24 protein-coding genes are annotated in these 23709 nt (G+C 39.2%); 23 read left to right on the top strand and 1 reads right to left on the bottom strand.

What is annotated here, in order from left to right:
• The first annotated feature begins 1 nt into the window (after position 1).
• The 5 genes from F1560_RS16825 to rsmI all read left to right on the top strand — a co-directional run bounded on the left by F1560_RS16825 (position 2) and on the right by rsmI (position 3151).
• Positions 2-826: a PSP1 domain-containing protein gene (locus tag F1560_RS16825; RefSeq protein WP_149475814.1), complete on the top strand. Its 825-nt coding sequence runs from the start codon at positions 2-4 to the stop codon at positions 824-826.
• A gap of 14 nt (positions 827-840) precedes the next feature.
• The gene (yabA, locus tag F1560_RS16820; protein ID WP_149475813.1) at positions 841-1188 is read left to right on the top strand and encodes a DNA replication initiation control protein YabA; all 348 of its coding nucleotides are present in this window, start codon (positions 841-843) and stop codon (positions 1186-1188) included.
• Positions 1189-1274: 86 nt separating this feature from the next.
• Entirely contained in the window at positions 1275-2018 is a 744-nt protein-coding gene (locus tag F1560_RS16815; RefSeq protein WP_149475812.1) for a tRNA1(Val) (adenine(37)-N6)-methyltransferase, read from the top strand.
• Positions 2008-2298, top strand: coding sequence for a GIY-YIG nuclease family protein (locus F1560_RS16810; RefSeq protein ID WP_149475811.1), 291 nt, complete (start codon positions 2008-2010; stop codon positions 2296-2298). The genes F1560_RS16815 and F1560_RS16810 overlap by 11 nt, the downstream gene beginning before the upstream one ends.
• On the top strand, positions 2276-3151 hold the full coding sequence (gene rsmI, locus F1560_RS16805) for a 16S rRNA (cytidine(1402)-2'-O)-methyltransferase (protein ID WP_149475810.1): 876 nt from the start codon (positions 2276-2278) through the stop codon (positions 3149-3151). The genes F1560_RS16810 and rsmI overlap by 23 nt, the downstream gene beginning before the upstream one ends.
• Before the next feature lie 173 nt (positions 3152-3324).
• On the opposite strand, the gene F1560_RS16800 is transcribed toward rsmI, so the two are convergent.
• Positions 3325-3600, bottom strand: a complete 276-nt coding sequence (locus tag F1560_RS16800) for a transition state genes transcriptional regulator AbrB (protein ID WP_149475809.1) — start codon at positions 3598-3600, stop codon at positions 3325-3327.
• Positions 3601-3939: 339 nt separating this feature from the next.
• Here F1560_RS16800 and metG point away from each other — a divergent pair, with 339 nt between their 5' ends.
• The 18 genes from metG (at position 3940) to spoVT (ending at position 23562) form a co-directional block, all read left to right on the top strand.
• Positions 3940-5955, top strand: a complete 2016-nt coding sequence (metG, locus tag F1560_RS16795; protein ID WP_149475808.1) for a methionine--tRNA ligase — start codon at positions 3940-3942, stop codon at positions 5953-5955.
• 209 nt (positions 5956-6164) lie between these two features.
• On the top strand, positions 6165-6932 hold the full coding sequence (locus F1560_RS16790; protein ID WP_149475807.1) for a TatD family hydrolase: 768 nt from the start codon (positions 6165-6167) through the stop codon (positions 6930-6932).
• Positions 6933-7190: 258 nt separating this feature from the next.
• The gene (locus tag F1560_RS16785; RefSeq protein WP_149475806.1) at positions 7191-8399 is read left to right on the top strand and encodes a resuscitation-promoting factor; all 1209 of its coding nucleotides are present in this window, start codon (positions 7191-7193) and stop codon (positions 8397-8399) included.
• Positions 8400-8501: 102 nt separating this feature from the next.
• Positions 8502-9068 (top strand): ribonuclease M5, encoded by a 567-nt coding sequence (gene rnmV / locus F1560_RS16780; protein ID WP_149475805.1) that lies wholly within the window; start codon positions 8502-8504, stop codon positions 9066-9068.
• On the top strand, positions 9061-9936 hold the full coding sequence (gene rsmA, locus F1560_RS16775; protein WP_149475804.1) for a 16S rRNA (adenine(1518)-N(6)/adenine(1519)-N(6))-dimethyltransferase RsmA: 876 nt from the start codon (positions 9061-9063) through the stop codon (positions 9934-9936). Before rnmV ends, rsmA begins: the two co-directional genes overlap by 8 nt.
• Positions 9937-10149: 213 nt before the next feature.
• Positions 10150-11025, top strand: coding sequence for a sporulation peptidase YabG (yabG, locus tag F1560_RS16770; RefSeq protein ID WP_149475803.1), 876 nt, complete (start codon positions 10150-10152; stop codon positions 11023-11025).
• 233 nt (positions 11026-11258) lie between these two features.
• On the top strand, positions 11259-11525 hold the full coding sequence (veg, locus tag F1560_RS16765; protein ID WP_149475802.1) for a biofilm formation stimulator Veg: 267 nt from the start codon (positions 11259-11261) through the stop codon (positions 11523-11525).
• 229 nt (positions 11526-11754) lie between these two features.
• Positions 11755-11934, top strand: coding sequence for a small, acid-soluble spore protein, alpha/beta type (locus F1560_RS16760; protein WP_149475801.1), 180 nt, complete (start codon positions 11755-11757; stop codon positions 11932-11934).
• Positions 11935-12118: 184 nt separating this feature from the next.
• Complete coding sequence (gene ispE, locus F1560_RS16755; protein WP_149475800.1) at positions 12119-12973, top strand: 4-(cytidine 5'-diphospho)-2-C-methyl-D-erythritol kinase; 855 nt, start codon at positions 12119-12121, stop codon at positions 12971-12973.
• 65 nt (positions 12974-13038) lie between these two features.
• A complete protein-coding gene (gene purR / locus F1560_RS16750) occupies positions 13039-13869 on the top strand; it encodes a pur operon repressor (protein WP_149475799.1) in 831 nt (276 codons plus the stop codon).
• Positions 13870-14029: 160 nt separating this feature from the next.
• The gene (gene spoVG, locus F1560_RS16745; RefSeq protein WP_149475798.1) at positions 14030-14320 is read left to right on the top strand and encodes a septation regulator SpoVG; all 291 of its coding nucleotides are present in this window, start codon (positions 14030-14032) and stop codon (positions 14318-14320) included.
• Between the two features lie 336 nt (positions 14321-14656).
• On the top strand, positions 14657-16036 hold the full coding sequence (gene glmU / locus F1560_RS16740) for a bifunctional UDP-N-acetylglucosamine diphosphorylase/glucosamine-1-phosphate N-acetyltransferase GlmU (RefSeq protein WP_149475797.1): 1380 nt from the start codon (positions 14657-14659) through the stop codon (positions 16034-16036).
• Between the two features lie 15 nt (positions 16037-16051).
• Positions 16052-17005: a ribose-phosphate diphosphokinase gene (locus tag F1560_RS16735; RefSeq protein ID WP_149475796.1), complete on the top strand. Its 954-nt coding sequence runs from the start codon at positions 16052-16054 to the stop codon at positions 17003-17005.
• A 186-nt stretch (positions 17006-17191) separates the two neighbouring features.
• Positions 17192-17827, top strand: coding sequence for a 50S ribosomal protein L25/general stress protein Ctc (locus F1560_RS16730; protein ID WP_149475795.1), 636 nt, complete (start codon positions 17192-17194; stop codon positions 17825-17827).
• A gap of 269 nt (positions 17828-18096) precedes the next feature.
• A complete protein-coding gene (gene pth / locus F1560_RS16725; RefSeq protein ID WP_149475794.1) occupies positions 18097-18660 on the top strand; it encodes an aminoacyl-tRNA hydrolase in 564 nt (187 codons plus the stop codon).
• A 105-nt stretch (positions 18661-18765) separates the two neighbouring features.
• Positions 18766-18996 (top strand): anti-sigma-F factor Fin, encoded by a 231-nt coding sequence (gene fin, locus F1560_RS16720; protein ID WP_149475793.1) that lies wholly within the window; start codon positions 18766-18768, stop codon positions 18994-18996.
• A gap of 78 nt (positions 18997-19074) precedes the next feature.
• Positions 19075-22599 carry a transcription-repair coupling factor gene (mfd, locus tag F1560_RS16715; protein ID WP_149475792.1) on the top strand — a complete coding sequence of 1175 codons (3525 nt, stop codon included), beginning with the start codon at positions 19075-19077 and terminating at the stop codon, positions 22597-22599.
• 429 nt (positions 22600-23028) lie between these two features.
• Positions 23029-23562 carry a stage V sporulation protein T gene (gene spoVT, locus F1560_RS16710; RefSeq protein WP_149475791.1) on the top strand — a complete coding sequence of 178 codons (534 nt, stop codon included), beginning with the start codon at positions 23029-23031 and terminating at the stop codon, positions 23560-23562.
• Positions 23563-23709 lie beyond the last annotated feature (147 nt).

Raw genomic sequence — 23709 nt, 5'->3', positions numbered from 1 at the left:
AATGATTGAGGTTATTGGTGTCCGCTTTAAAAAAGCGGGTAAAATATATTATTTTGATCCAGGAACAGATACGATTTCCTTGGATAGTTATGTTATAGTAGAAACGATACGAGGGATTGAATTTGGGAAGGTCGTTATCACAAATAAACATGTTGATGAGGAAGATGTTGTCCTTCCACTGAAAAAGGTAATCCGTGTCGCTGACGAGAAAGATAAGCTAACCGTTTTAGAAAATCAAGAACAAGCGGGTAAAGCATTTCATATTTGTTCAGATAAGATTGAACAACATAAGCTTGATATGAATCTAGTTGAAGTAGAATACACGTTTGACCGCAATAAAATAATTTTTTATTTCACAGCAGATGGTCGAGTTGACTTCCGGAACTTGGTGAAGGACTTGGCTTCCATGTTTAAAACGAGAATTGAACTCCGCCAAATTGGTGTGCGGGATGAAGCGAAAATGCTTGGTGGTATTGGTCCATGTGGCAGAATGCTCTGTTGTTCAACGTTTTTAGGGGATTTCGAGCCAGTATCTATAAAAATGGCGAAGGATCAAAATCTTTCCCTTAACCCAGCGAAAATATCTGGGTTATGTGGTCGACTCATGTGCTGTTTAAAATATGAAAATGACACATATGAAACTGCAAAGCGTGACTTGCCGGATATTGGCGAAGCGATTATTACTCCATATGGAAAAGGGAAAGTAGTTGGTCTGAATATACTTGAGCGACTCATCCAAATCGAAATTCCGGAAAAGGAACGCGTTGTTGAATATACTTTAGATGAATTAATAGACGAAGGAATTTTAGCGCAAGCCACAGAATGATGAGGTGAGTGGGCGTGAGGAACAGAGAAATTTTTGACCAGGTTTCTGATATGGAAAAGCAAATTGGTGAGTTATATGAACAGTTGGGTGATTTAAAGGGGCGGTTAAGTGAGTTGCTCGAGGAAAATCATCGGCTCGCTGTAGAGAATCACAATTTGCGTAATCATCTCGATCACCAAAAAGAAGCTACGGATGAAGCGTCTGATAAGAAAACTTCCAAAGGAAGCTTCCCTGGTGAAGGATATGATAATCTCGCTAGATTATACGAAGAAGGTTTTCATATATGTAATCTGGAATTCGGAAGCCCAAGGAGAGATGAAGACTGCATTTTCTGCCTTGATTTTTTTGAGAAAACAAAATAAAGAAGCTTTCTTTTATGAAAGCTATCACTGCTGTCTCGATATATCTACGAGGCAGCTTTCTTTTCAATGTGGATAAGGAGTTAACAATGGTAAATTTATATAATGACGAACGAATGGATTATTTATTAAATGATGAGCATATGCAAATTATCCAAAGCCCAACAGCTTTTGCCTTTTCCTTGGATGCAGTATTACTTGCGCACTTTGCCTATGTGCCAATTAAAAGAGGCAAAGTCTTGGATTTATGCACCGGTAATGGTGTCATTCCATTGCTTTTATCAAAAAGAACAAAGGCTGAAATAACAGGTGTAGAAATTCAAGAGCGAATTTTTCATATGGCGGAAAGAAATGTAGAGTTAAACCATCTTTCTGATCAGCTAACAATGCTTCATGGCGATTTAAAGGAAATGCAGCCGATATTAGGACAAAGTAACTTTGATGTCGTCACGTGTAATCCGCCTTATTTTAAAACGCCGTCACGTACAGAGTATAATCGTAATGAATTTTTGACGATTGCTAGACATGAGGTATATTGTACGTTAGAAGATGTTGTGAAGGCCTGTAAATTACATGTTAGACCAGGTGGGAAAGTCGCCATGGTTCATCGGCCTGGGAGGCTTGTTGATATCATAGAGCTATTTAGAAAATATAAATTAGAACCCAAGCGTATGCAGCTTGTATATCCAAAGCGAGGAAGGGAAGCAAACATGCTTTTAGTTGAAGGGATTCGTGACGGAAAAGCCGACTTAAAAATCCTTCCGCCATTATATATTTATGAAGATGACGATTCCTATACGAAAGAAGCAGAGGAGATTATTTATGGCATGTGAACACGTCGTCTATATGCTTCGCTGCAAGGATGATTCACTTTATACGGGATATACAAATAATTTAGAGCATCGCTTAAACATGCATGAATCTGGTAAAGGTGCAAAATATACCCGAGGACGAGGTCCGTTTCAAGTTGTATTTGTTGAAAGATTTTCGACGAAAGAAGCGGCTATGCAAGAGGAATATCGGATTAAACAGCTTTCCCGAAATGAAAAAATGCTGCTGATTCAAGAAAGGAAAAAGGAGACGTTGCAAGATGAACATTCAAAAGAGCTTTGACGACGAAAAGGCAGGCGTTTTATACGTTGTTCCAACACCAATTGGTAACCTAGAAGATATTACCTATCGAGCGCTTAATATTCTGCAATCTGTTAGCTTAATTGCAGCAGAGGATACGAGAAATACGAAAAAGCTTCTCAATCATTTTGAGCTTTCAACGCCTTTGATTAGCTATCATGAACATAATAAAATAGCTCGAGAAGAGCAGCTATTGGAAAGAATCAAGCGAGGAGAGACAATCGCCATTGTTAGCGATGCCGGAATGCCGACGATTTCTGACCCTGGATATGAAATCGTTCAAGCTGTGATTGAACAAGACCAAAAAGTCGTCGTCCTTCCAGGTGCAAATGCCGCATTATGTGGGTTAATTGGATCTGGCCTACCAACTGACGAATTTTACTTTTATGGTTTTTTACCAAGGAAGAAAAAGGATAAAGCGTCTGAGTTGGATCGTTTGAAACGCTTGAAAGCAACATTGTTATTTTATGAATCTCCATATCGAATAAAGGATACGTTAAAGGTACTTCATGAACAGCTTGGGAACCGGAATATCGCGATTGCCCGTGAATTGACGAAACGATTTGAGGAATTTGTTCGTGGTCGGGCAGAGGAATTAATAGAGTGGGCTGAAAATCAGGAGATGCGCGGAGAATTTGTGCTCGTCGTCGAAGGGGCAAGTCTTGTTGTAGAGGAAGAAGCCGAAGATGTATGGTGGGAAGACTTATCTGTTGTAGCACATGTGAATCATTATATCGAAGAAAAAGAACTATCGAGTAAGGATGCAATCAAGCAAGTGGCAGTCGATCGAAATATTCCAAAGCGTGATGTTTACCAAACGTATCATATTGATTAAGCTAAGGAATGATAAAAGCCAGACCATAATGTAAGGTTATTTCCTAATTGTAATTAGAATAGATGAATTTTTATTTCATCAATTAAAAAAGAGAGTTGACGTGCTAGTAGCAAGCGTCAGCTCTCTTTGTGATTGTAGTTTTAGTTTATTCGGTGTATGGAGACTTGCGCCAACTATTTTAAGCGCGATTGAATCTCATCTAAAAGTGCCTGTGCGCCTTCAGGGCTAACTACAAGCTTACCATGTGCTAACGACAGATTATCATCGGAAATTTCACCCGTAATTTGACAAGTCATATTCGGCTTATATTTCTTAAGGACAATTTTATCGTTGTCCACATAAATTTCCATCGTATCTTTCTCATGGATATCTAGTGTGCGTCGAAGTTCAATAGGTATGACTATCCTACCTAGTTCATCAACTTTACGTACAATACCAGTAGATTTCATTATTTTCCTCCCCCAAGGTTGGGAAAAAACACGAAAAAATTCTTCTTAAAAAGAAGATATTTGTGTTTTTTGCCTTTAAATTTTTCTTTGGAACAAAAAATCGCCATATTTCGACACCTATATTAGCATTAGAATACCAACTATTGATTACGGTGTCAACAAATTTTAGTATTAGTGGGAAAATTTATTTATCTAAATAATCGGTTTAATACTTAAGATAACTATACTAATAAAGTGATGTGCGATTACTTCTCTATTGCACAGCATTTGGCAAATTGCGTTATAATAGCTACAATAGATTTTATAAAATAATTTGGATTGGACCTAGGAGGTAAATGCATGTCACAAGATAGAAAGACTTTTTATATAACGACCCCAATTTATTATCCGAGCGGAAAGTTACATATTGGGAATGCCTATTCAACGATCGCTTGCGATGTTATGGCGCGTTATAAAAGAATGACGGGTTTTGACGTTTTCTACCTAACTGGTAGTGATGAACATGGGCAAAAAATTGAAAACAAAGCGAATGAGTTAGGGATTACGCCACAGGAATATGTTGATGGTATGGCTGAAAGCATGCAGGATTTATGGAAAATGCTCGATATAAGCAATGATAAATTTATCCGTACAACAGATCAGACGCATAAAAAGGTAGTTGCGGATATTTTTGAACGTTTTTTAGAACAAGGCGATATTTATTTGGATGAATATGAAGGCTGGTATTCAATTCCAGATGAAACGTTCTATACGGAAACCCAATTGGTCGATGTTGAGCGTGATGAAGACGGTAATGTTATTGCAGGAAAATCACCAGATAGTGGACATCCAGTGGAATTGATTAAAGAGGAATCCTATTTCTTTAGAATGAGTAAATATGCGGATCGTCTGTTAGATTACTACAATACACATGCAGACTTTATTCAACCGGAATCTCGTAAAAATGAAATGATTAACAATTTCATTAAACCAGGCTTAGAGGATTTAGCCGTATCGCGTACGGTATTCTCATGGGGCGTAAAAGTACCAAGCAATCCGAAGCACGTTGTCTATGTATGGATTGATGCATTGTCTAACTACATTACAGCATTAGGCTATGGAACAGATGATCAAAGCCTATTTAATAAATATTGGCCGGCAGATGTGCATATGGTTGGAAAAGAAATCGTTCGTTTCCATACGATTTATTGGCCAATTATGTTAATGGCACTTGACTTACCATTACCGAAGAAAATCTTTGGACATGGCTGGTTGCTAATGAAAGACGGCAAAATGTCAAAATCAAAAGGAAATGTCGTATATCCAGAAATGCTCGTGGAGCGCTATGGTTTAGATGCTTTGCGCTACTACTTAATGCGCGAAGTAGCATTTGGAAGCGATGGTATCTTCACACCAGAAGATTTTGTTTCCCGTGTTAATTATGATCTAGCAAATGATTTAGGGAACCTGCTAAATCGTACAGTAGCAATGATCAATAAATATTTTGCTGGGGACGTTCCGACACTTGCTGGAAATGTCACTGCTTTTGATGAGGACTTAAAGGCTACAGCAGAAAAATCAATTGCTGATTATCAAATAGAAATGGAGAACATGCAGTTTAGTAGTGCGCTAAGCCATGTTTGGACATTGATTTCCCGTGCGAACAAATATATCGATGAAACAGAGCCTTGGAAGCTTGCTAAAGAAGAAGATAAGCAGTCAGAACTCGCTAGTGTGATGGCTCATTTAGCTGAAAGTTTACGTGTGTCTGCGATTCTTTTACAACCATTCTTGACACATGCACCGAAGGATATTTTTGCTCAATTAGGTATTAACGATGATGCTGCAGGCGATTTTGCCAATGTTCACTTCGGTCATTTCCCAGGAAATACAAAAGTGATAGCAAAAGGGACACCAATCTTCCCGCGTTTGGATATCGATGAAGAAGCTGCTTATATTCGTGAACAAATGGCTGGCGGAACAACTCCGGAAGAAGCAGCAAGTGATTGGGATCCAACGGAAACAGAACTTGTTTCAACGAAGGATAAGCAAATCAAATATGATGATTTTGATAAAGTCGAATTAAAAGTAGCTGAGGTGATTGATTGCAGCAAAGTGGAAGGTGCAGATAAGCTGCTCAAATTCCGTCTAGATGCTGGTGACAAGGCACATCGACAAATTTTATCAGGAATCGCTGAATTCTATCCAAACCCAGAAGAATTGATTGGAAAGAAGGTTGTCATTGTCGCGAACCTAAAACCTCGTAAAATGCGTGGGGAAATTAGCCAAGGGATGATTCTATCTGCTGAGCATGATGGAAGGTTGCAAGTGATTGAAGCACCAGCTGATGCTCCAAATGGTTCTGAAATTGCATAAATAAATATAAATACCCTGCTAAGGAATGAGCAGGGTATTTGTTTCGGATAGCTTTTATCAAGCATAATGAGAAATGCTGATATTCACAATTAGCCGATGAGTGCTAAACTCTCCAGTGCACTTACTTGAATCGGTGCGCAAGTTCAGTGTTCTCATCAGAATAATCTTATGGTAACTTCTTAAATTAACAAATGAAAAGGATGAATAATATGCTATTTGATACACATGTCCACTTAAATGCAAGGCAATTTACAGAGGATTTGCCAGAAACGATTGGTCGGGCATTTGATGCAGGTGTAACGCGAATGGTTGTCGTTGGATTTGACAGAGAAACGATTCCACTTGCAATTGAAATCGCAGAACAGAACGAAAATATTTATGCAGCAGTTGGCTGGCATCCGGTTGATGCGATTGATATGACAGAGGAAGATCTTACTTGGATTGAGGAATTATCGGCACATCCAAAGGTTGTAGCGCTCGGTGAAATGGGGTTGGATTATCATTGGGATAAATCTCCGAAAGAAGTACAAAAGGAAGTATTCCGCAAGCAAATCCATTTAGCAAAGAAGGTAAACATGCCAATCATTATTCATAACCGTGAGGCAACAGAAGATATTATTAAGATTTTACAGGAAGAAGATGCGAAGAAAGTAGGAGGAATCATGCATTGCTATAATGATTCCGTAGATTATGTCCAAGCATGTCTGGACATGAATTTCTATATTTCGCTTGGCGGCCCTGTTACGTTTAAAAATGCTCTACTACCGAAAGAGGTTGCAAAGCAGGTACCACTAGACAAATTATTAATTGAGACAGATGCACCGTATCTTGCACCACATCCAAATCGCGGAAAGCGTAATGAACCGGCATATGTAAAATTAGTAGCTGAAAAAATTGCCGAATTACGAGAAATGAGCGTTGGAGAAATTGGTGAAGCTACAACCCGAAATGCATGTAATTTATTTGGTGTGAAGTAAAAAAACAGTAATTTTACGTAACAATACCCCCTAAATATGGAAGAAAAAAGGAGACTGATAACGCTATCAGTCTTCTTTTTGTTTCAATTATGTAACAGAGTGGAACGTTGATTTAACAAGGAATTAGATGTTTTTATGAATGGAATTCCATGAAAAATAGAAAGTGCGTAATATAACTGTAAATGAATCGTAACCCCAGTGGCTTTGACTTTGCCACCCCCCGTTTATATAATCAATTGGGAATAAGGGGGCAGGCACATGGAATTAGTTCATAAGCTTTTGCCGGCATCGAAAAAGAAGCTGGTTATTTCAAGTATTGGTGTTTTAGCACTTGTTTTATTTTCAGTGTTTGTACTAGTTGAAGCGATGAAAGCGGAAGTAGTATTTACAGACAACGGAGAAATTCAAACAATCAGCACACACACAAATACAGTTGGAGACTTGCTTCAAGAAGTAGGAATAGCTGTTGGAGCACATGATTTCTTATCACATGATGAAGCTGATTTGATTGAAGATGGGATGGAAATTACGTATAAAACAGCAAAGCAAATTACAGTAAGTATTGATGGTGAAGAACAGGCTTATTACACCACTGCAGATACCATAGAGGATTTTTTAATAGAACAAGATTTGGCTTTCAAAGAGCGTGATGAAATATCGCATCAGCCAACAGAAGTAACGGAAGATGGCTTACATATTGAGGTTGTTAAGGCATATCAGGTTACGATCAATGATGGTGGCAATGAGAAAGAGGTCTGGACAACAGGTGGTACCGTAAACGATCTGTTAAAGGAAGCGGACGTGGATTATGAAAAAGGCTCGGATGATCGAATCACTCCAGCGCTTGATGAAAAAGTAACCAAAGGAAAAACAATTGATATTGTACGTGTAGCTATCGATGAAGAGGAAGTTACAGAAACAATCGCATTTGACATAGAGGAGCGTCAAGATAGCTCGCTTTTAAAAGGGGAAGAGAAGGTCATTTCAGAAGGTGAAGAAGGCGCGGTTACAAAGCGTTTTAAAGTAACCAAGGAAAATGGCAAGGAAGTAAGCCGTGAGCTAATCAGTGAAGATGTGACAGAAGAACGTGTTAATCGTGTTGTAGCAGTTGGTACGAAGGAAGAAGTGCAGGAGTCAAACCTAGTTACACTTGCTAATGAAACAACTAATCAAGGCGGGAAAACGATTACGGTGACAGCGAGCGCGTTTACGTCAGAATGTGGTGGATGTTCTGGTGTAACAGCAACAGGTATTAACCTAAGCGCTAATCCGAATATGAAAGTAATTGCTGTCGACCCAAATGTGATCCCACTTGGAACAAAGGTATGGGTTGAAGGCTATGGAGAAGCAATTGCTGGTGATACAGGTGGGAATATAAAAGGAAATCGCATTGATGTCCATGTACCATCAAAATCTGCTGCTTATTCATGGGGAGTAAAAACCGTTCAAGTGAAGGTGTTAGATTAAAGCAATGTTTTCTATAAACGATAGAATAAAATGCTCTTATCATGCTAAAATGATAAGAGCATTATTTTATATACGAACCGTATAAGTAGTGGAGGAAATCGATTGAAAATTAAAGAAATCATTGTTGTTGAAGGAAGAGATGATACAACGAAAGTTCAACTAGCCGTTAATGCAGATACGATAGAAACCAATGGGTCAGCAATCAATAAAGAGACGTTAGCTCGGATAAGGCATGCGAAGGAAAAACGTGGCGTTATTATTTTTACAGATCCAGATTATCCAGGTGAGCGTATCCGCCATATTGTTGATCAAGCTGTTCCAGGATGTAAACATGCTTTTCTAACGAGAGATCAAGCAAGAGCTAAGAATCCGAAAAATAAAAGTCTCGGTATTGAACATGCTAGTATCGAAACGATCCGGCATGCTCTAAAAGAGGTCTATGAATTAGCGAATATACACGAAAGTGAGATTCAGAAAGCGGATTTAATTGAATACGGTTTGATTGGTGGACCAAAAGCAAGCGTGCGTCGAGATAAGCTTGGTGAGCTCTTACAAATCGGGCATACGAATGGAAAGCAGCTACTGAAACGGCTAACCCAATTTCAAATTACGAAAGCGCAATTTGAGCAAGCTATAAAAGCGATACAACAGGAGGAAAAGGATGTCTAAAAAATATATAGCAACTCCTTCAAGAACGAAAGAAATTTTGAATAAATATAAGTTCTCTTTTAAAAAGAGTCTTGGCCAAAACTTCTTGGTAGATGTCAATGTATTAGAGAATATTATTAAGCACGCAGGGATTGATGAGGAAGCGGGTGCAATTGAAATTGGCCCTGGTATGGGTGCGTTAACGGAACAGTTGGCAATCCACTCAGACAAGGTTGTAGCTTTTGAAATTGACCAACGTCTATTACCAATTTTGAAGGATACGCTTCACGATTATTCCAACGTAGAGATTATTCATCAAGATATTTTAGAAGCAGATGTGGAAGCTGTCATTCGTACACATTTTAAACCGAATCAGCCAATTCATGTGGTTGCAAATCTGCCTTATTATATTACAACACCGATTTTGATGAAGCTTGTTCGTGATAGATTACCGGTAACAAGCTTGACCGTTATGATTCAAAAAGAGGTCGCAGAACGAATGGCTGCAAAGCCGAATAGTAAGAGCTATGGATCATTGACCATTGCAGTTCAGTATTACACAGAAGCAAAGGTTGTGATGACTGTACCGAAAAGCGTATTTATGCCACAACCAAATGTGGATTCGAGTATCTTGCAGCTTGTAATTAGGGATAAACCTCCGGTTGAAGTAGTGGATGAAGATTTCTTTTTTGAGCTCGTACAAGCAAGCTTTGCACAACGGAGAAAGACATTGCGAAATAATCTATCTAACTTCTTCAAGGAGCAGTATACAAAGGATGAAATTACAGCGATATTAGAATCGACTGGAATCGATGGATCGAGACGTGGTGAATCCCTTGATATGGAGGAGTTCGCACTACTTGCGAATACATTTTATAAAAGTAAATGATGCGTGAAAGCTATTGTCGTATGGTTGCGGCAATAGCTTTTTTTCGCTTATCCAGCTCCCCAGATTTTCCTCATTCTTTACGAAATATTTAGTGTAGAGGTATTACCTCCTTCTAACACTTTTATTTAAAAGCCCAGAAAATAACTTATCCAAGCACGGTATTTTAGGCTATCACATAGTCTATAGAATAACCGAAGGCTAAGAGGTGGATATATGGGCATAACTATTGGAGAACTTGTTACACGCAGTTCCTATCAGCATGATCTGCTATTTCGAGTAGCCACAATAAATAAAGATACCGCAATTCTACATGGTGCAGAAATGCGACTTGAGGTAGATGCTCCACTTCATGATCTCGTTGTTGCAAAGCGTCAGGATGTAGAAAGGCGGCAGCAGAAGGAAAAGGAGAAAGAAGAATTCTCCTACCGTCTATTTCGTCAGGACTATCAGTTGATGAAGGAAAAAAGAGTTTACCAATCAACGGATGGGTATTTGAATAATGCGAAATTTTTTCAACTCCCTGCAAAGGTTCTTCACTTAGATGGGGATCCTATGTACTTAAGAAAATGTATTTCTTTGTATCAGCGCATTGGTTTACAGGTGCATGGTATTCATTTGAACGAGAAAGAAATGCCGGACGAAATTGGTGGCTTAGTAGAGCGAATCGATCCGGATATCATCGTTATTACTGGTCATGATTCTTATTCGAAAAATAAGGGCGTCAAAAATGACTTACGTGCTTATCGACATTCTAAATATTTTGCAGAAACGGTACGAGAAGCAAGAAGGAAGACTTCTAATCTAGATCAGCTTGTTATTTTTGCTGGTGCCTGTCAATCCCATTTTGAATCGCTTATACGCGCTGGAGCAAATTATGCCAGCTCTCCATTAAGGGTAAATATTCATGCGTTAGACCCTGTTTATATTGCCGCTAAGATTGCCTATACCCCATTTATGGAAAGTGTCAGTGTATGGGATGCATTACGCAATACGATGACTGGAGAGAAAGGAATGGGAGGAGTAGAGACGAGAGGTTTGATGCGCACAGGTTTGCCCTATTTAGAAGAAGACGATGAAGAAGAAGAATAGAAGGAGGATGCTGTCCTTTGTTTCAAAGGATAAGGCATTCTAAAAATAAATTAGGACAAGTCATGCTAAAGTTTTCGGCAAAATTATACATAAATTGTTAACATATACAAATAATATAAGAAATAGACAAAAATTATTGTTGACAGGTAAAAAGACTTACTGATATAATATTAAGTTTTGTTTGACTGTCGGACGAGTTTGTGTTACACTATTAATTAGTGAGGTGGAGTGTAGTGGCTAAAACATTAATCGAAATTAAGCAAGGTCTTGAATGCCATGTTGGAAAACGGTTGAAATTAAAAGCTAATGGTGGGAGAAGGAAAACGGTTATACGATCGGGAGTACTTGCAGAGACGTATCCTTCAGTCTTCATTGTTGAGCTTGACCAAGACGAGAATGCATTCGAACGTGTTTCATACAGCTATGCAGACATATTGACAGAGACGGTAGAATTGAAATTTTTAGATGAACGAACTAAAGCTTTATTAATGGAGCAGTAGACAATTGTCTGCTGTTTTTTTATTGGTAAAAAAACTTAAAGCTCACTTATTTGCAGCAAATATATTTGCTGGGCCTGATGAATGCCGGATTTTCAATAAAAATGTACATATAAAAGGTGTATCTTTCCATTGTTTCATACTTCTTACACGTTTTTATTTAACATATAGGCATAAGCTAAGCGTGTCGTAAGGGAAAACTAACTTAAGAATGGAAAGGGGCTGTTCTTTCATGGGACGACGTAGAGGAATGATGTCAGACCAGTTGAAAGAAGAAATTGCAAAGGAGTTAGGGTTTTACGACACTGTCCAACAAGAAGGCTGGGGGGGCATTAAAGCACGTGATGCAGGTAATATGGTGAAACGTGCAATTGAAATGGCTGAGCAGCATATGGGAAGAGGCAAATCCTAATGGGTTTGCTTCTTTTTTCAGAAAATCTGCTGGCTACAGGAAGTGAGTAACGTTTTATCTTGTTTAATCTTTCTCATTAACTGCCCTCGCATCACCTTGTCTAACTTCAATCTGGTCGCCTATGCTTTTTTAATATGGTACAATTATTTATATTTTTTAGTACGTGGCAAGGTAGGTGACGATAATGACGATTATATTGGAAAAAGCCCCTGCGAAAATTAATTTATCCCTTGATGTATTAAGAAAACGAATCGATGGGTATCATGATGTAGAAATGATTATGACGACGATTGATTTAGCAGATCGCATTGAGTTGTATGCTTTGGAAGAGGATAAAATTGAGATAGCTCTTGAAAGCAGGTATGTACCAAATGATGAACGGAACTTGGCATATAAAGCTGCACGCGTTTTTAAGGATACTTATGGAATTACGACCGGTGTCCATATCAACATGGAAAAACATATACCAGTATCAGCGGGTCTTGGTGGAGGGAGTACGGATGCAGCAGCGGTACTTAGAGGGCTCAATCGATTATGGTCATTAGACATCTCACTCGACGAATTGGCAGAACTTGGCTCTACAATTGGTGCGGATGTAGCGTTTTGTGTGTATGGTAACACGGCGATTGCACGAGGTTATGGTGAAAAAATTGAAAAGCTATCCTCACCACCTCCGTGTTGGGTGGTTTTAGCAAAGCCAGATATCGGTGTATCGACGAGGACGATTTTTGGACAAGTGAACGTAGACAAGCTTTCCCATCCAGACACAAATCAAATACTGCGTGCAATTAATAAGCAGGATTTTAATAGCCTATGTCGACATATCGGTAACTCACTTGAATCTGTTACGTTTGCCCTTCATCCAGAGGTAGAACATATTAAGGATACTATGGTTCAAGCAGGAGCTACGGGTGTTTTAATGAGCGGGAGTGGACCGACAATCTACGGATTGGTTGAGCATCAAAGTAAGGCAAAGCGAATCTATAACGGTATGCGCGGATTTTGTGATGAGGTTTATCTTGTTCGATTATTAGGGTAAATATTGCCAAAACACGTATGAAAATGATATATTGATAATTAAATATACGGTTTTGAGGTGTGAAAATGAAAAGAAGTAACCGGTTAGTTGTTTTGACTGATTTCTTTCTAGAGAACCCACGGAAACATATACAATTACCTTATTTTGTAAGGTTATGCGATACAACGAAGTCTTCTATTAGCGAAGATTTAGATATAATACATGCTGTTTTTCAAAGTCAAGGCATGGGATATTTGCAACGATCTACTGGTGCTGGTGGAGGGGTGAAATATATCCCTGAATACTCACAGGAAAACAATGTGCAATTTATTGATGACCTAAGCAGAAAATTAGAAGATCCAAGCAGGATTTTACCAGGCGGTTATCTTTACATGAGCGATTTACTCGGTGATCCGAAGACTGTCAGAGAAATTGGTCGTGTATTTGCTTCGAAGTTTTCCAAAATGGATATTGACGTGATTGTAACAGTTGCGACGAAAGGGATTCCGTTGGCATATGCTGTTGCATCTTTCCTGAATGTACCAGTAGTTATTGCTAGAAGAGACCCAAAAGTAACAGAAGGATCATCGGTTAGCATTAACTACGTATCTGGTTCGTCTAGGAAAATACAAACTATGGTATTACCGAAACGCAGTCTGGAAGAAGGAGCGAATGTGTGCATCATTGATGACTTTATGAAAGCTGGCGGAACAATTACAGGCATGATTAATCTGCTATCTGAATTCGATGCCCATGTTCAAGCAATTGGTGTACTCGCTGAAGCAGACGACGAAGAGGAAGAACGAATTGTTGATCATTACACATCACTTGTCAAAATATCAAATGTAGATATAAGACATCGTACCATTGAAATTCAAGCTGGTAATTTTGTGGAAGATCTCACCAATTTTGAATGATCCCAATTGATAGATGATGATTTAGAAATCAGTCCACCTTTTTCTAGGAAAACATCCTATATTTAAAATATTTAACTTTTTTTATATTTTAAGCAGGAATTTAAATTCTTTTGTTGAACTAGTTACAGTAAGTTCAAATGGGAAAAGGTGGTGAAACATCATGGAAGTAACAGACGTTAGATTACGCCGCGTTAATACAGAGGGCAGAATGCGAGCAATTGCATCTATCACGTTAGATCAGGAATTTGTTGTTCACGATATCCGTGTCATTGATGGAAATAACGGATTGTTTGTGGCAATGCCATCTAAAAGAACTCCTGATGGGGAATTTCGCGATATTGCACACCCGATAAACTCTGGTACTCGTTCTAAAATTCAAGATGCGGTGTTGGAAGAATATCGCCAAGCAGGAGAAAGTGAAGTTAAATACGAAGAGGCGGGAGCTTCCTAAATCGTCATGATTATATTAAAAAAGGGGTCTAATCTGTTCTAGGTTAGCCTTTTTTCTTTGTCGCATAGAAAAAAAGCATTTATTTTGTGGTAATTTTTTCTAAAACTAATCCGTCGTATTTTCTAATTCAATTGTACAGCAGGCATGATGATGCCGCATTTAAAAAGCTTGCTGTATTAAAAAATACGTCCTCTGTTTCAAAACACCCCAATTTAGTTAAACAACACAGGTTCATTAGCTCCCCTTAACGCGATTTCCTTCCTGTAATCTATTGAAATCAATTGTTTTTTACGATATATTTTAAAATGGATAATTAGAAAACCTGGAGGTTACCTTATGAATAATCGTTATGCTGTTATTTTGGCGGCAGGACAAGGAACTAGAATGAAATCAAAGCTGTATAAAGTGCTACACCCAGTGACAGGTCGTCCGATGGTGAAGCATGTGATTGATCAGTTAAATACCGTACGTTTAGATAAAATGATAACTATTGTTGGTTTTGGTGCCGAAAAGGTAAAAGAGCAAATTGGGCAGGAAAGTGAATTTGTTATTCAAGAAGAACAGCTAGGCACAGGACACGCTGTGCTGCAGGCGGAGGAACTGCTTAAAGCTAAAAAAGGTACAACCATTGTTGCATGTGGCGATACGCCTTTAATCACAGGAGATACCTATCAAGCGCTATTCGCATACCATGAACAGCAAGGTGCTAGTGCGACAATCTTGACAGCTAAGACAGACAATCCGGCAGGCTATGGTAGAGTTATCCGCAATGAATCGAGTGAAGTAGAGCGAATCGTTGAGCATAAAGATGCAAATGAATCAGAGCTTCTCGTTAATGAAATCAATACTGGAACCTATTGCTTTGATAATGAGGCGCTTTTTGCCGCATTACAAGAGGTTTCCAATGATAACGCACAAGGCGAGTATTATTTACCAGATGTCATCGAAATTTTGCGAAACAAGGGCAAGAAAATTAGCGCTTATTTAACTCCTGATTTTGATGAAACATTAGGGGTTAATGATCGTGTTGCGCTTGCGCAAGCAGAAAAGACAATGAAAAAGCGCATTAATGAAAAGCATATGCGAAATGGTGTTGCAATCATCGATCCAGAAAATACATACATTGATCCAGATGTTGTTATTGAATCGGACGTTATCATTCATCCTGGAACGATTTTAAAAGGAACGACGACGATTAAGACAAATGCAGAAATTGGCCCGAATAGTGAGATTACCAACTGTTATGTCGGAGAAAGCACAGTTATGAAACATAGCGTGGCAAATGATAGCAGAATTGGAGATCGTGTGAACATCGGCCCATTCGCACACATCAGGCCAGACTCAACAATCGGAAATGATGCCAAACTAGGTAACTTCGTAGAAATAAAAAAGACATCACTTGGTGATAACAGCAAGGTTTCACACTTAAGTTATATTGGTGATGCGCAAGTAGGAAGCAATGTGAACGTTGGTTGTGGTACAATAACAGTAAACTATGATGGAACAAATAAGTTCTTGACTACGATTGAGGACGATGCATTTATTGGTTGTAACTCCAATCTCATTGCACCTGTAACGATAGGAAAAGGATCTTATGTTGCCGCAGGCTCTACAATCACGGATGATGTCCCTGAGGATGCCTTATCTATCGCAAGAGCAAGACAAACGAATAAAGACGGCTATGTAACAAAAATTAAAAATAGAAAAAAAGATTAACGGAGGTTTTATTTCATGGCATCTAGCTATAAGGATCCATCGTTGAAGGTATTGACATTGAATTCCAACCCTAAATTAGCGGAAGATATTGCAGCTCATATCGGAACGACACTTGGGAAATGTACGGTTTCCAAATTCAGCGATGGTGAAGTTCAAATCAATATTGAAGAAAGTGTTCGTGGTTGTGACGTATACGTTATTCAATCCACTTGCGCTCCCGTTAATCAACACATTATGGAACTGCTAATTATGATTGATGCGTTAAAACGTGCTTCAGCAAAATCCATCAACATTGTCATGCCTTATTATGGGTATGCTAGGCAGGACCGTAAAGCGAGATCACGTGAACCGATTGCAGCTAAATTGGTTGCGGACTTAATTGAAACAGCAGGTGCAAATCGTGTCATTACACTTGATTTGCATGCACCACAAATTCAAGGATTCTTTGACATTCCAATTGACCATTTGCAAGGTGTTCCGATTCTATCTGATTACTTTGAGGCAAAACAACTGGAAGATTTGATTATTGTTTCTCCAGACCATGGAGGAGTTACACGTGCACGTCGAATGGCAGATCGTCTAAAGGCGCCAATTGGAATCATCGATAAAAGAAGACCACGCCCCAACGTTGCGGAAATTATGAATATTATCGGTAACATTGAAGGCAAAACGGCTATTTTAATTGATGATATTATCGATACTGCAGGTACAATTACACTTGCTGCGAACGCTTTAGTAGAAAATGGAGCGAAAGAAGTGTATGCTTGTTGTACACACCCTGTATTATCTGGTCCTGCAATTGAGCGTATTAATAACTCACAGATTAAAGAGCTTGTCATTACGAATAGTATTCCTCTCCCAGAAGAAAAACATAGTGACAAAATTACCGCTTTATCTGTAGCACCGTTGATTGGAGAAGCAATCGTACGTGTGCATGAATTGCAATCTGTAAGCATCTTATTTGATTAATGGTTTAGATCGACCGCATTTCGGGAATTAATTGTACTAACAGTTTTTATAACTCCGTGATTTACACATATTTTGTTTTAGAAATAGAGTATGAACGAAGGTGGAAGCGCCCGAGTAGCGACGTACGGAGGTCTCGCTAGTCGCTGGTCGCTGGAGCTGGATTAAAAATTTTGGAGGATGATGAACATGGCAGTAAAATTAAAAGCAGCGAAACGGGAAAGTCTTAAAAAATCAGCAAATAAAGCAGTTAGACTAAGTGGACGAGTTCCAGCAGTTGTCTACGGAAAAGATAAAGATTCAAAGAACGTAGCAGTGGATAGTATTGAGTTATTGAAAACGGTTCGTGACGAGGGCAGAAATGCAATTATCTCACTAGATATCGAAAATGATAGCTCGGTCGATGTCATGTTACATGAATATCAAATGGATCCAATAAAAGATGAGTTAATCCACGTCGATTTCTACGTTGTAAATATGGCGGAGGAAATGGACGTAGCTGTAGCTATTCGGTTGGAAGGGGAAGCACAAGGCTCAAAAGATGGTGGCGTATTACAGCAACCATTATATGAGGTACAAGTTCGTGCGAAACCTGGCGATATACCTGAAGAAATCGCAGTCGATGTTTCCTCTCTTGGATTAGGAGAAGGGTTAACAGTTGGTGATTTAAAAGCTACAGGAAACTTTGAAATTATAGAAGATCCGGAAACAACAGTTGTTACAATTGTAGCACCTGATACGATGGAAGACATTGAACAGGCTTCAGATGAAAATGCTGAACCAGAACTAGTTGGAGCAGAGAAGAAGGATTCAAAAGAAGCATAACATAACAACGATATGAAATAACAACATGTACCCTCCTTTAAGAAGCTGTTAGTCTGTTCTTAGTAGGAGGGGTTGTTGTATTGAATCCCTCTTTAGGAGGAAGTTCAAAAAGTCCGGTAAAAATGACACTTCGACTTTCGTCGTTGGCTTGCTTTTCCGTTCCTCACGTATTAATTGCATACGTTCTGGTACTCAAAGCTGCGCCGCCTCGAAATTCTTGGTCATTTTTATCCTCCTTTTTGAACACACACTTTCAGGAGGAAGTTAAGATGAAATGTATTGTGGGATTGGGAAATCCTGGTAGAAAATATAACAAAACACGTCATAATATTGGTTTTATGGTAATTGATGAGTTGTTGAATCGCCATCATTGGAAGTTGGATAAGACCAAATTCAAGGGAGATTATGCGCTAGAGAATTTCTCGGGTGAAAAGCTCATACTTCTTCAACCGCAGACTTATATGAATCTTTCTGGGGAATCAATCCGGCAGGTCATGGATTATTATGATGTTGATTTAGAAGATGTTCTTGTGATTTATGATGATCTTGACCTTCCTACAGGAAAAATCCGCCTTCGTCAAAAAGGAGGACACGGTGGACATAATGGTGTAAGATCAACAATAGACCACTTAGGAACAAAGGAATTTAAACGCATTCGTCTTGGAGTAGGTAGACCTGCATCGCCGATCCCAGTAGTGGATTACGTGCTTGGAACCTTTCCGAAAGCAGAAAAGGAAGATGTTGAGCGTAGCATCGGGCATGCAGCGGATGCTTGTGAATCATGGCTGGCAGGGAAAGCGTTTCTTGAAGTAATGAATGATTATAATAATTGATACATAAGCTTATAGTGATTAGCTTTTGTAAAGCAAATGTATAAAATAAGGCCAACAGGATAAACTTTTAAGAGTGTTTGAATGTTTATTCTGAGGTGGTATCTTATGACAATTATATATCGGTGTAGGCATTGTGGGCAAACGATTGGAAAGCTAGAACAAAAGGTCGTCGATACAACAATGTTGGGTTTTGATCAATTAAACAAGAAAGAGCTAGAAGAGATGATCCATTATGATGGGAATGGAGATATGCAAATACAAACGATTTGTGAGAACTGCGAGCATGCTCTAGGACAGCATCCAAATTATCATGAATTGGATTATTTTATACAATAACATACGCAGCAAAAGCTTTGGTTAAGTAAACCAAGGCATTTTTGCGCTTATATATACATGTTTAAGAGGAGTTTGACGATGAAGGGTATTAATCATTATTTACAATCAAAAGAAGATATCCAGTCGATTATGAATGGAATTGACAGCGGAATGCGTGAGCAGTTAATTGCAGGCCTTTCGGGTTCTGCGAGGAGCATGCTTGTATCAGTAATCGATCAATCGATTAACAGACCTGTCCTATTGGTAACACACCAACTGGTACAGGCACAACAGCTATATGATGACCTATCCGAGTTTATGGGGGAAGATGAAGTACACTTATATCCGGTCAATGAATTGATAGCTTCTGAGATATCAATTTCCAGTCCGGAATTAAGGAGCCAGCGGATTGAGGCATTGACAGCATGGTCGGGGAAGAAATCAGGTATCCTTATTACGCCGGTAGCGGCATTGAAACGGATTTTGCCTCCTAAAAGCTATTGGAGTAAATACCAACTCCATTTTGTAACAGGGGAAGATATTGCAATTGATTCGTATTTGACCTCACTTATCGATATGGGGTACGAACGGACATCTATGGTTGCTACTCCTGGCGAATTTAGTCGTCGTGGTGGAATTATTGATATTTATCCAATTACCGAACAGCATCCGATTCGTATCGAGTTATTTGATGAGGAAATTGATTCCATTCGATACTTCGATGCAGAAACACAACGATCACTTGATCGAGTAGAGAACATTACAATTGGACCTGCTACAGAGTTATTGCTAACGGATGAAGATGTGTTAGCAGCAGCGAATAAACTCGAAGAAGCATATGCTGCAACGCTTAAAAAAATGAAGGCTTCAAGTGCAAAGGAAAAGCTTATCGAAGTCATCGAGCAGGATATAACCCGGTTAAAGAATTTAGAGCGCTTTCAAGAAATGTATAAATATATCGGTTTTCTTTATGAAAACCCTGCTAGTTTATTAGATTATCTCGATTCAGATGGTCTGATCATGTTAGATGAAATGAGCAGGATTCAGGAAACGGCAACGAATTTAGATATGGAAGAAGGAGAATGGTATAGTAGCTTGCTTGAGTCTGGCCAGATGGTAAGAAACAGCAGGTTTTCACTAGACTGGGATACCGTTGTCGGTATGATGAAGCAGCAACGAATCTATATGTCCGTATTTTTACGCCATATACCGAACACACAGCCACAGAATATTATTAATTTATCATCGCGGGCAATGCAAGAATTCCATGGACAAATGCATTTATTTAAAACAGAGCTGCAACGATGGGAAAAGGGCGATTTTTCAGTCGTTATCTTTGCACCGAACGAGAAGCGCGCAGAGAAAATCCATTCCATTTTAGCAGATTATGATATTGAAGCCGTGATTGCTTCTGAACTCAGATTGCCAGTAGATCAGCCGACAATTGCGATTGGAAATATTACGAGCGGGATTGAACTCCCAATGCATAAGCTGTCTATTATTACGGAAAATGAACTGTTCAAAAAACGAGTCAAGCGTGCGCGTAAGCAACAGAAGATTTCCAATGCGGAACGAATAAAAAGCTACCAGGAATTGAAAGTCGGTGACTATGTTGTTCATGCGAATCATGGGGTAGGAAAATACCTTGGAATTGAGACGCTTGAGGTCAATAATCTGCATAAAGATTATATGCTGCTCAGGTATTCGGGAGATGATAAGTTATTTGTCCCGATTGAACAAATTGATCTTGTACAGAAGTTTGTTGGTTCAGAAGGTAAGGAACCGAAAGTGTATAAGCTTGGAGGAACAGAATGGACAAAGGTAAAGCGGAAGGTCCAATCCTCTGTTGAAGATATTGCAGACGATTTAATCAAGCTGTACGCAGAACGGGAAGCAAAGAAAGGATTTGCTTTTTCTGAGGAAACCGAGATGCAGCGTGAATTTGAAGCATCGTTTCCATATCAGGAAACGGATGATCAGCTTCGTTGTATTGAGGAGATTAAACAGGATATGGAAAGAGAGCGTCCTATGGATCGCCTGCTCTGTGGGGATGTTGGTTACGGGAAAACAGAAGTAGCAATACGTGCTGCATTTAAAGCAGTAGCTGATGGCAAGCAAGTGGCACTACTTGTTCCAACAACGATTTTGGCACAGCAGCATTTCGAAACGATTCGTGAGAGGTTTCAAGATTATCCAATTAATATTGGACTTTTAAGTCGTTTCCGTACGAGAAAGCAACAGACAGATACATTAAAAGGAATTCGCCAAGGGACAGTCGATGTCGTAATTGGTACACATCGCCTCCTGTCCAAGGATGTCGAATATCGTGATCTTGGATTACTGATTGTCGATGAAGAACAGCGTTTCGGTGTGAAACATAAAGAGAAAATTAAACAATTGAAAACAAATGTTGATGTGTTAACTTTAACAGCAACACCAATACCGAGAACGTTGCATATGTCGATGCTTGGTGTCCGTGATTTATCTGTTATTGAAACACCACCAGAAAATCGCTTTCCAATTCAAACCTATGTGATGGAGCATAACCCGCTCTTTGTTCGAGAGGCAATTGAACGAGAAATGGCACGTGGCGGGCAAGTGTTCTACCTCTATAATCGTGTTGAAAATATTGACAAGGTAGCTCGTGACATCGGAATGCTTGTCGATGATGCTCGAATTGCAGTTGCACATGGACAGATGAATGAAACAGAGCTTGAAAATGTTATTTTTGGTTTCTTAGAAGGCGAATATGACGTTCTTGTTAGTACAACGATTATTGAGACAGGGGTTGATATCCCGAATGTTAATACACTGATTGTCAGCAATGCAGACCGAATGGGGCTCAGTCAGTTGTATCAATTAAGAGGACGTGTTGGGCGTTCGAATCGAGTCGCCTATGCGTACTTTACGTATCAAAAGGATAAAGTACTGACAGAAGTAGCTGAAAAACGCCTGCAGGCAATTAAGGAGTTTACAGAACTGGGTTCAGGGTTCAAAATTGCCATGCGTGACCTTTCCATTCGCGGAGCAGGTAATCTGCTTGGTGCACAGCAGCATGGATTTATTGATTCCGTTGGATTTGATATGTATTCGCAAATGCTGAAAGACGCTATCGATGCACGGAAGGCTGGCAAGGACTTGGAGGATATTACTCCATTTGAGCCGGAGCTAGCACTTCAGATTGATGCCTATATTCCGGATGATTACATTAAAGATGAGAAGCAGAAAATTAATATTTATAAGCAATTCCAAGCGATGGATACTGCAGAGGATGTTGCTGACCTGAAGGATGAATTAATGGACCGGTTTGGTGACTATCCAGTGGAGGTCAACAATCTCTTCACGGTTTCTTCGTTAAAAATGTATGCGAAGAGAGAACGGGTCGAGTCCATTACAGAGCGGAACAAAAAGATTGTTGTGCTTGTTGATGACGCACGTAGTCAGCAAATTGACGGTTCAAAGGTATTTGAAGTTGCGAATACGTTTGGCCGTAATATCGGGCTTGGCACAGAAAATAATAAATTGAAAGTTGTCTTTAAATGGACGACTGAAACAGCACATAACAGATATGAACTAGTCGAAGAGTTTATCAAAAAACTAAGCAGCGTTGATCGAGATAAATAAAAATTATGTTCATTCTTTAAAAATATATTTTCCATGGAATGTATAGTTATTTTTGGATGATTTATACTAAAACCACACCTGGTGATTTTTACACGTTAGTGAATGTTCAAAAAGAGGATAAAAAAGACCGAGGTCGGCTACAATCAACATCCTATTACAAAGCCGACACTAGCACATCCTGTTCGTCGAGTTCGAGGTGGCGAAGCTCCCCGTACCGGAATGTATGCACCTAATACGTGAGGAACGAAAAAGCAAGTCAACGAGCTTCCACAGGATGTGATGACTTCGACGTTCGACATAGGGCGTGTCGGTAGTTAGTCGAAGATCTACTTCTCTTTATGCGTCAATTTTACCGGACTTTTTGAACATCCTCGTTAAGCAAACAACAGAACATGAGTAAACATCATTAGAAAGTGAGGCTGCTTAGAGATGAAAGCAACAGGAATTGTACGTAGAATTGATGATTTAGGCAGAGTGGTTGTTCCAAAAGAAATAAGAAGAACATTACGTATCCGTGAAGGAGATCCGCTGGAGATTTTCGTTGATCGAGAAGGGGAAGTTATCCTAAAGAAATATTCCCCTATTAATGAATTAGGTCACTTTGCCAAAGAATACGCAGAAGCATTGTTTAACTCACTTCATTCACCCGTACTAATTTGTGATCGGGATGAAGTAATTGCTATTGCTGGGGAGTCTAAAAAGGATTATTTAAATAAAAGTATTGGTGATCCATTAACACAAACGATTGATAAAAGGTCGCAAGTATTTGAGGTTGATCCTACGCAATTAGAAGTTATCGATGGACAAGAGCAAGAGTTGAAATCTTACTGTATTAGTCCGATTATTGCAAATGGAGACCCAATTGGGTGTGTAATGATATTTTCCAAAGAGGAAAAGCTCAGCAAAGTAGAGCAAAAAGCTGCTGAAACGGCTGCCGTATTCTTGGCAAAACAAATGGAATAGTACTTAATTTCATACGTGCTGTCTTAAAAGGATTGTATCCTTTTGAGGCGGCCTTTTTATATGGAGCATGCATTTTCCATTTCGAGTAGATGTCTAACTAGTCAAGCTCAAGTTATCTGGATCATCTTAACCTATGATATACTAGTA

The sequence above is a fragment of the Oceanobacillus polygoni genome, assembly GCF_008304605.1.
In the GTDB taxonomy this organism is placed as follows: domain Bacteria; phylum Bacillota; class Bacilli; order Bacillales; family Amphibacillaceae; genus Oceanobacillus; species Oceanobacillus polygoni.
Note: the sequence above shows the minus strand (reverse complement) of the source record. Positions and strands in the feature narration are given on the sequence as shown.

Excerpts from the sequence above, each read along its gene's own strand:
- F1560_RS16825 (WP_149475814.1), top strand. The coding sequence starts at position 2 with ATGATTGAGGTTATTGGTGTCCGCTTTAAAAAAGCGGGTAAAATATAT.
- F1560_RS16800 (WP_149475809.1), bottom strand. The coding sequence starts at position 3,600 with ATGAAATCTACTGGTATTGTACGTAAAGTTGATGAACTAGGTAGGATA.
- metG (WP_149475808.1), top strand. The coding sequence starts at position 3,940 with ATGTCACAAGATAGAAAGACTTTTTATATAACGACCCCAATTTATTAT.
- spoVG (WP_149475798.1), top strand. The coding sequence starts at position 14,030 with ATGGAAGTAACAGACGTTAGATTACGCCGCGTTAATACAGAGGGCAGA.
- F1560_RS16735 (WP_149475796.1), top strand. The coding sequence starts at position 16,052 with ATGGCATCTAGCTATAAGGATCCATCGTTGAAGGTATTGACATTGAAT.
- purR (WP_149475799.1), top strand. The coding sequence starts at position 13,039 with ATGAAAAGAAGTAACCGGTTAGTTGTTTTGACTGATTTCTTTCTAGAG.
- spoVT (WP_149475791.1), top strand. The coding sequence starts at position 23,029 with ATGAAAGCAACAGGAATTGTACGTAGAATTGATGATTTAGGCAGAGTG.
- fin (WP_149475793.1), top strand. The coding sequence starts at position 18,766 with ATGACAATTATATATCGGTGTAGGCATTGTGGGCAAACGATTGGAAAG.
- ispE (WP_149475800.1), top strand. The coding sequence starts at position 12,119 with ATGACGATTATATTGGAAAAAGCCCCTGCGAAAATTAATTTATCCCTT.
- F1560_RS16790 (WP_149475807.1), top strand. The coding sequence starts at position 6,165 with ATGCTATTTGATACACATGTCCACTTAAATGCAAGGCAATTTACAGAG.
- glmU (WP_149475797.1), top strand. The coding sequence starts at position 14,657 with ATGAATAATCGTTATGCTGTTATTTTGGCGGCAGGACAAGGAACTAGA.
- rsmA (WP_149475804.1), top strand. The coding sequence starts at position 9,061 with ATGTCTAAAAAATATATAGCAACTCCTTCAAGAACGAAAGAAATTTTG.
- F1560_RS16815 (WP_149475812.1), top strand. The coding sequence starts at position 1,275 with ATGGTAAATTTATATAATGACGAACGAATGGATTATTTATTAAATGAT.
- pth (WP_149475794.1), top strand. The coding sequence starts at position 18,097 with ATGAAATGTATTGTGGGATTGGGAAATCCTGGTAGAAAATATAACAAA.
- F1560_RS16760 (WP_149475801.1), top strand. The coding sequence starts at position 11,755 with ATGGGACGACGTAGAGGAATGATGTCAGACCAGTTGAAAGAAGAAATT.
- F1560_RS16785 (WP_149475806.1), top strand. The coding sequence starts at position 7,191 with ATGGAATTAGTTCATAAGCTTTTGCCGGCATCGAAAAAGAAGCTGGTT.
- F1560_RS16810 (WP_149475811.1), top strand. The coding sequence starts at position 2,008 with ATGGCATGTGAACACGTCGTCTATATGCTTCGCTGCAAGGATGATTCA.
- rsmI (WP_149475810.1), top strand. The coding sequence starts at position 2,276 with ATGAACATTCAAAAGAGCTTTGACGACGAAAAGGCAGGCGTTTTATAC.
- yabG (WP_149475803.1), top strand. The coding sequence starts at position 10,150 with ATGGGCATAACTATTGGAGAACTTGTTACACGCAGTTCCTATCAGCAT.
- mfd (WP_149475792.1), top strand. The coding sequence starts at position 19,075 with ATGAAGGGTATTAATCATTATTTACAATCAAAAGAAGATATCCAGTCG.
- F1560_RS16730 (WP_149475795.1), top strand. The coding sequence starts at position 17,192 with ATGGCAGTAAAATTAAAAGCAGCGAAACGGGAAAGTCTTAAAAAATCA.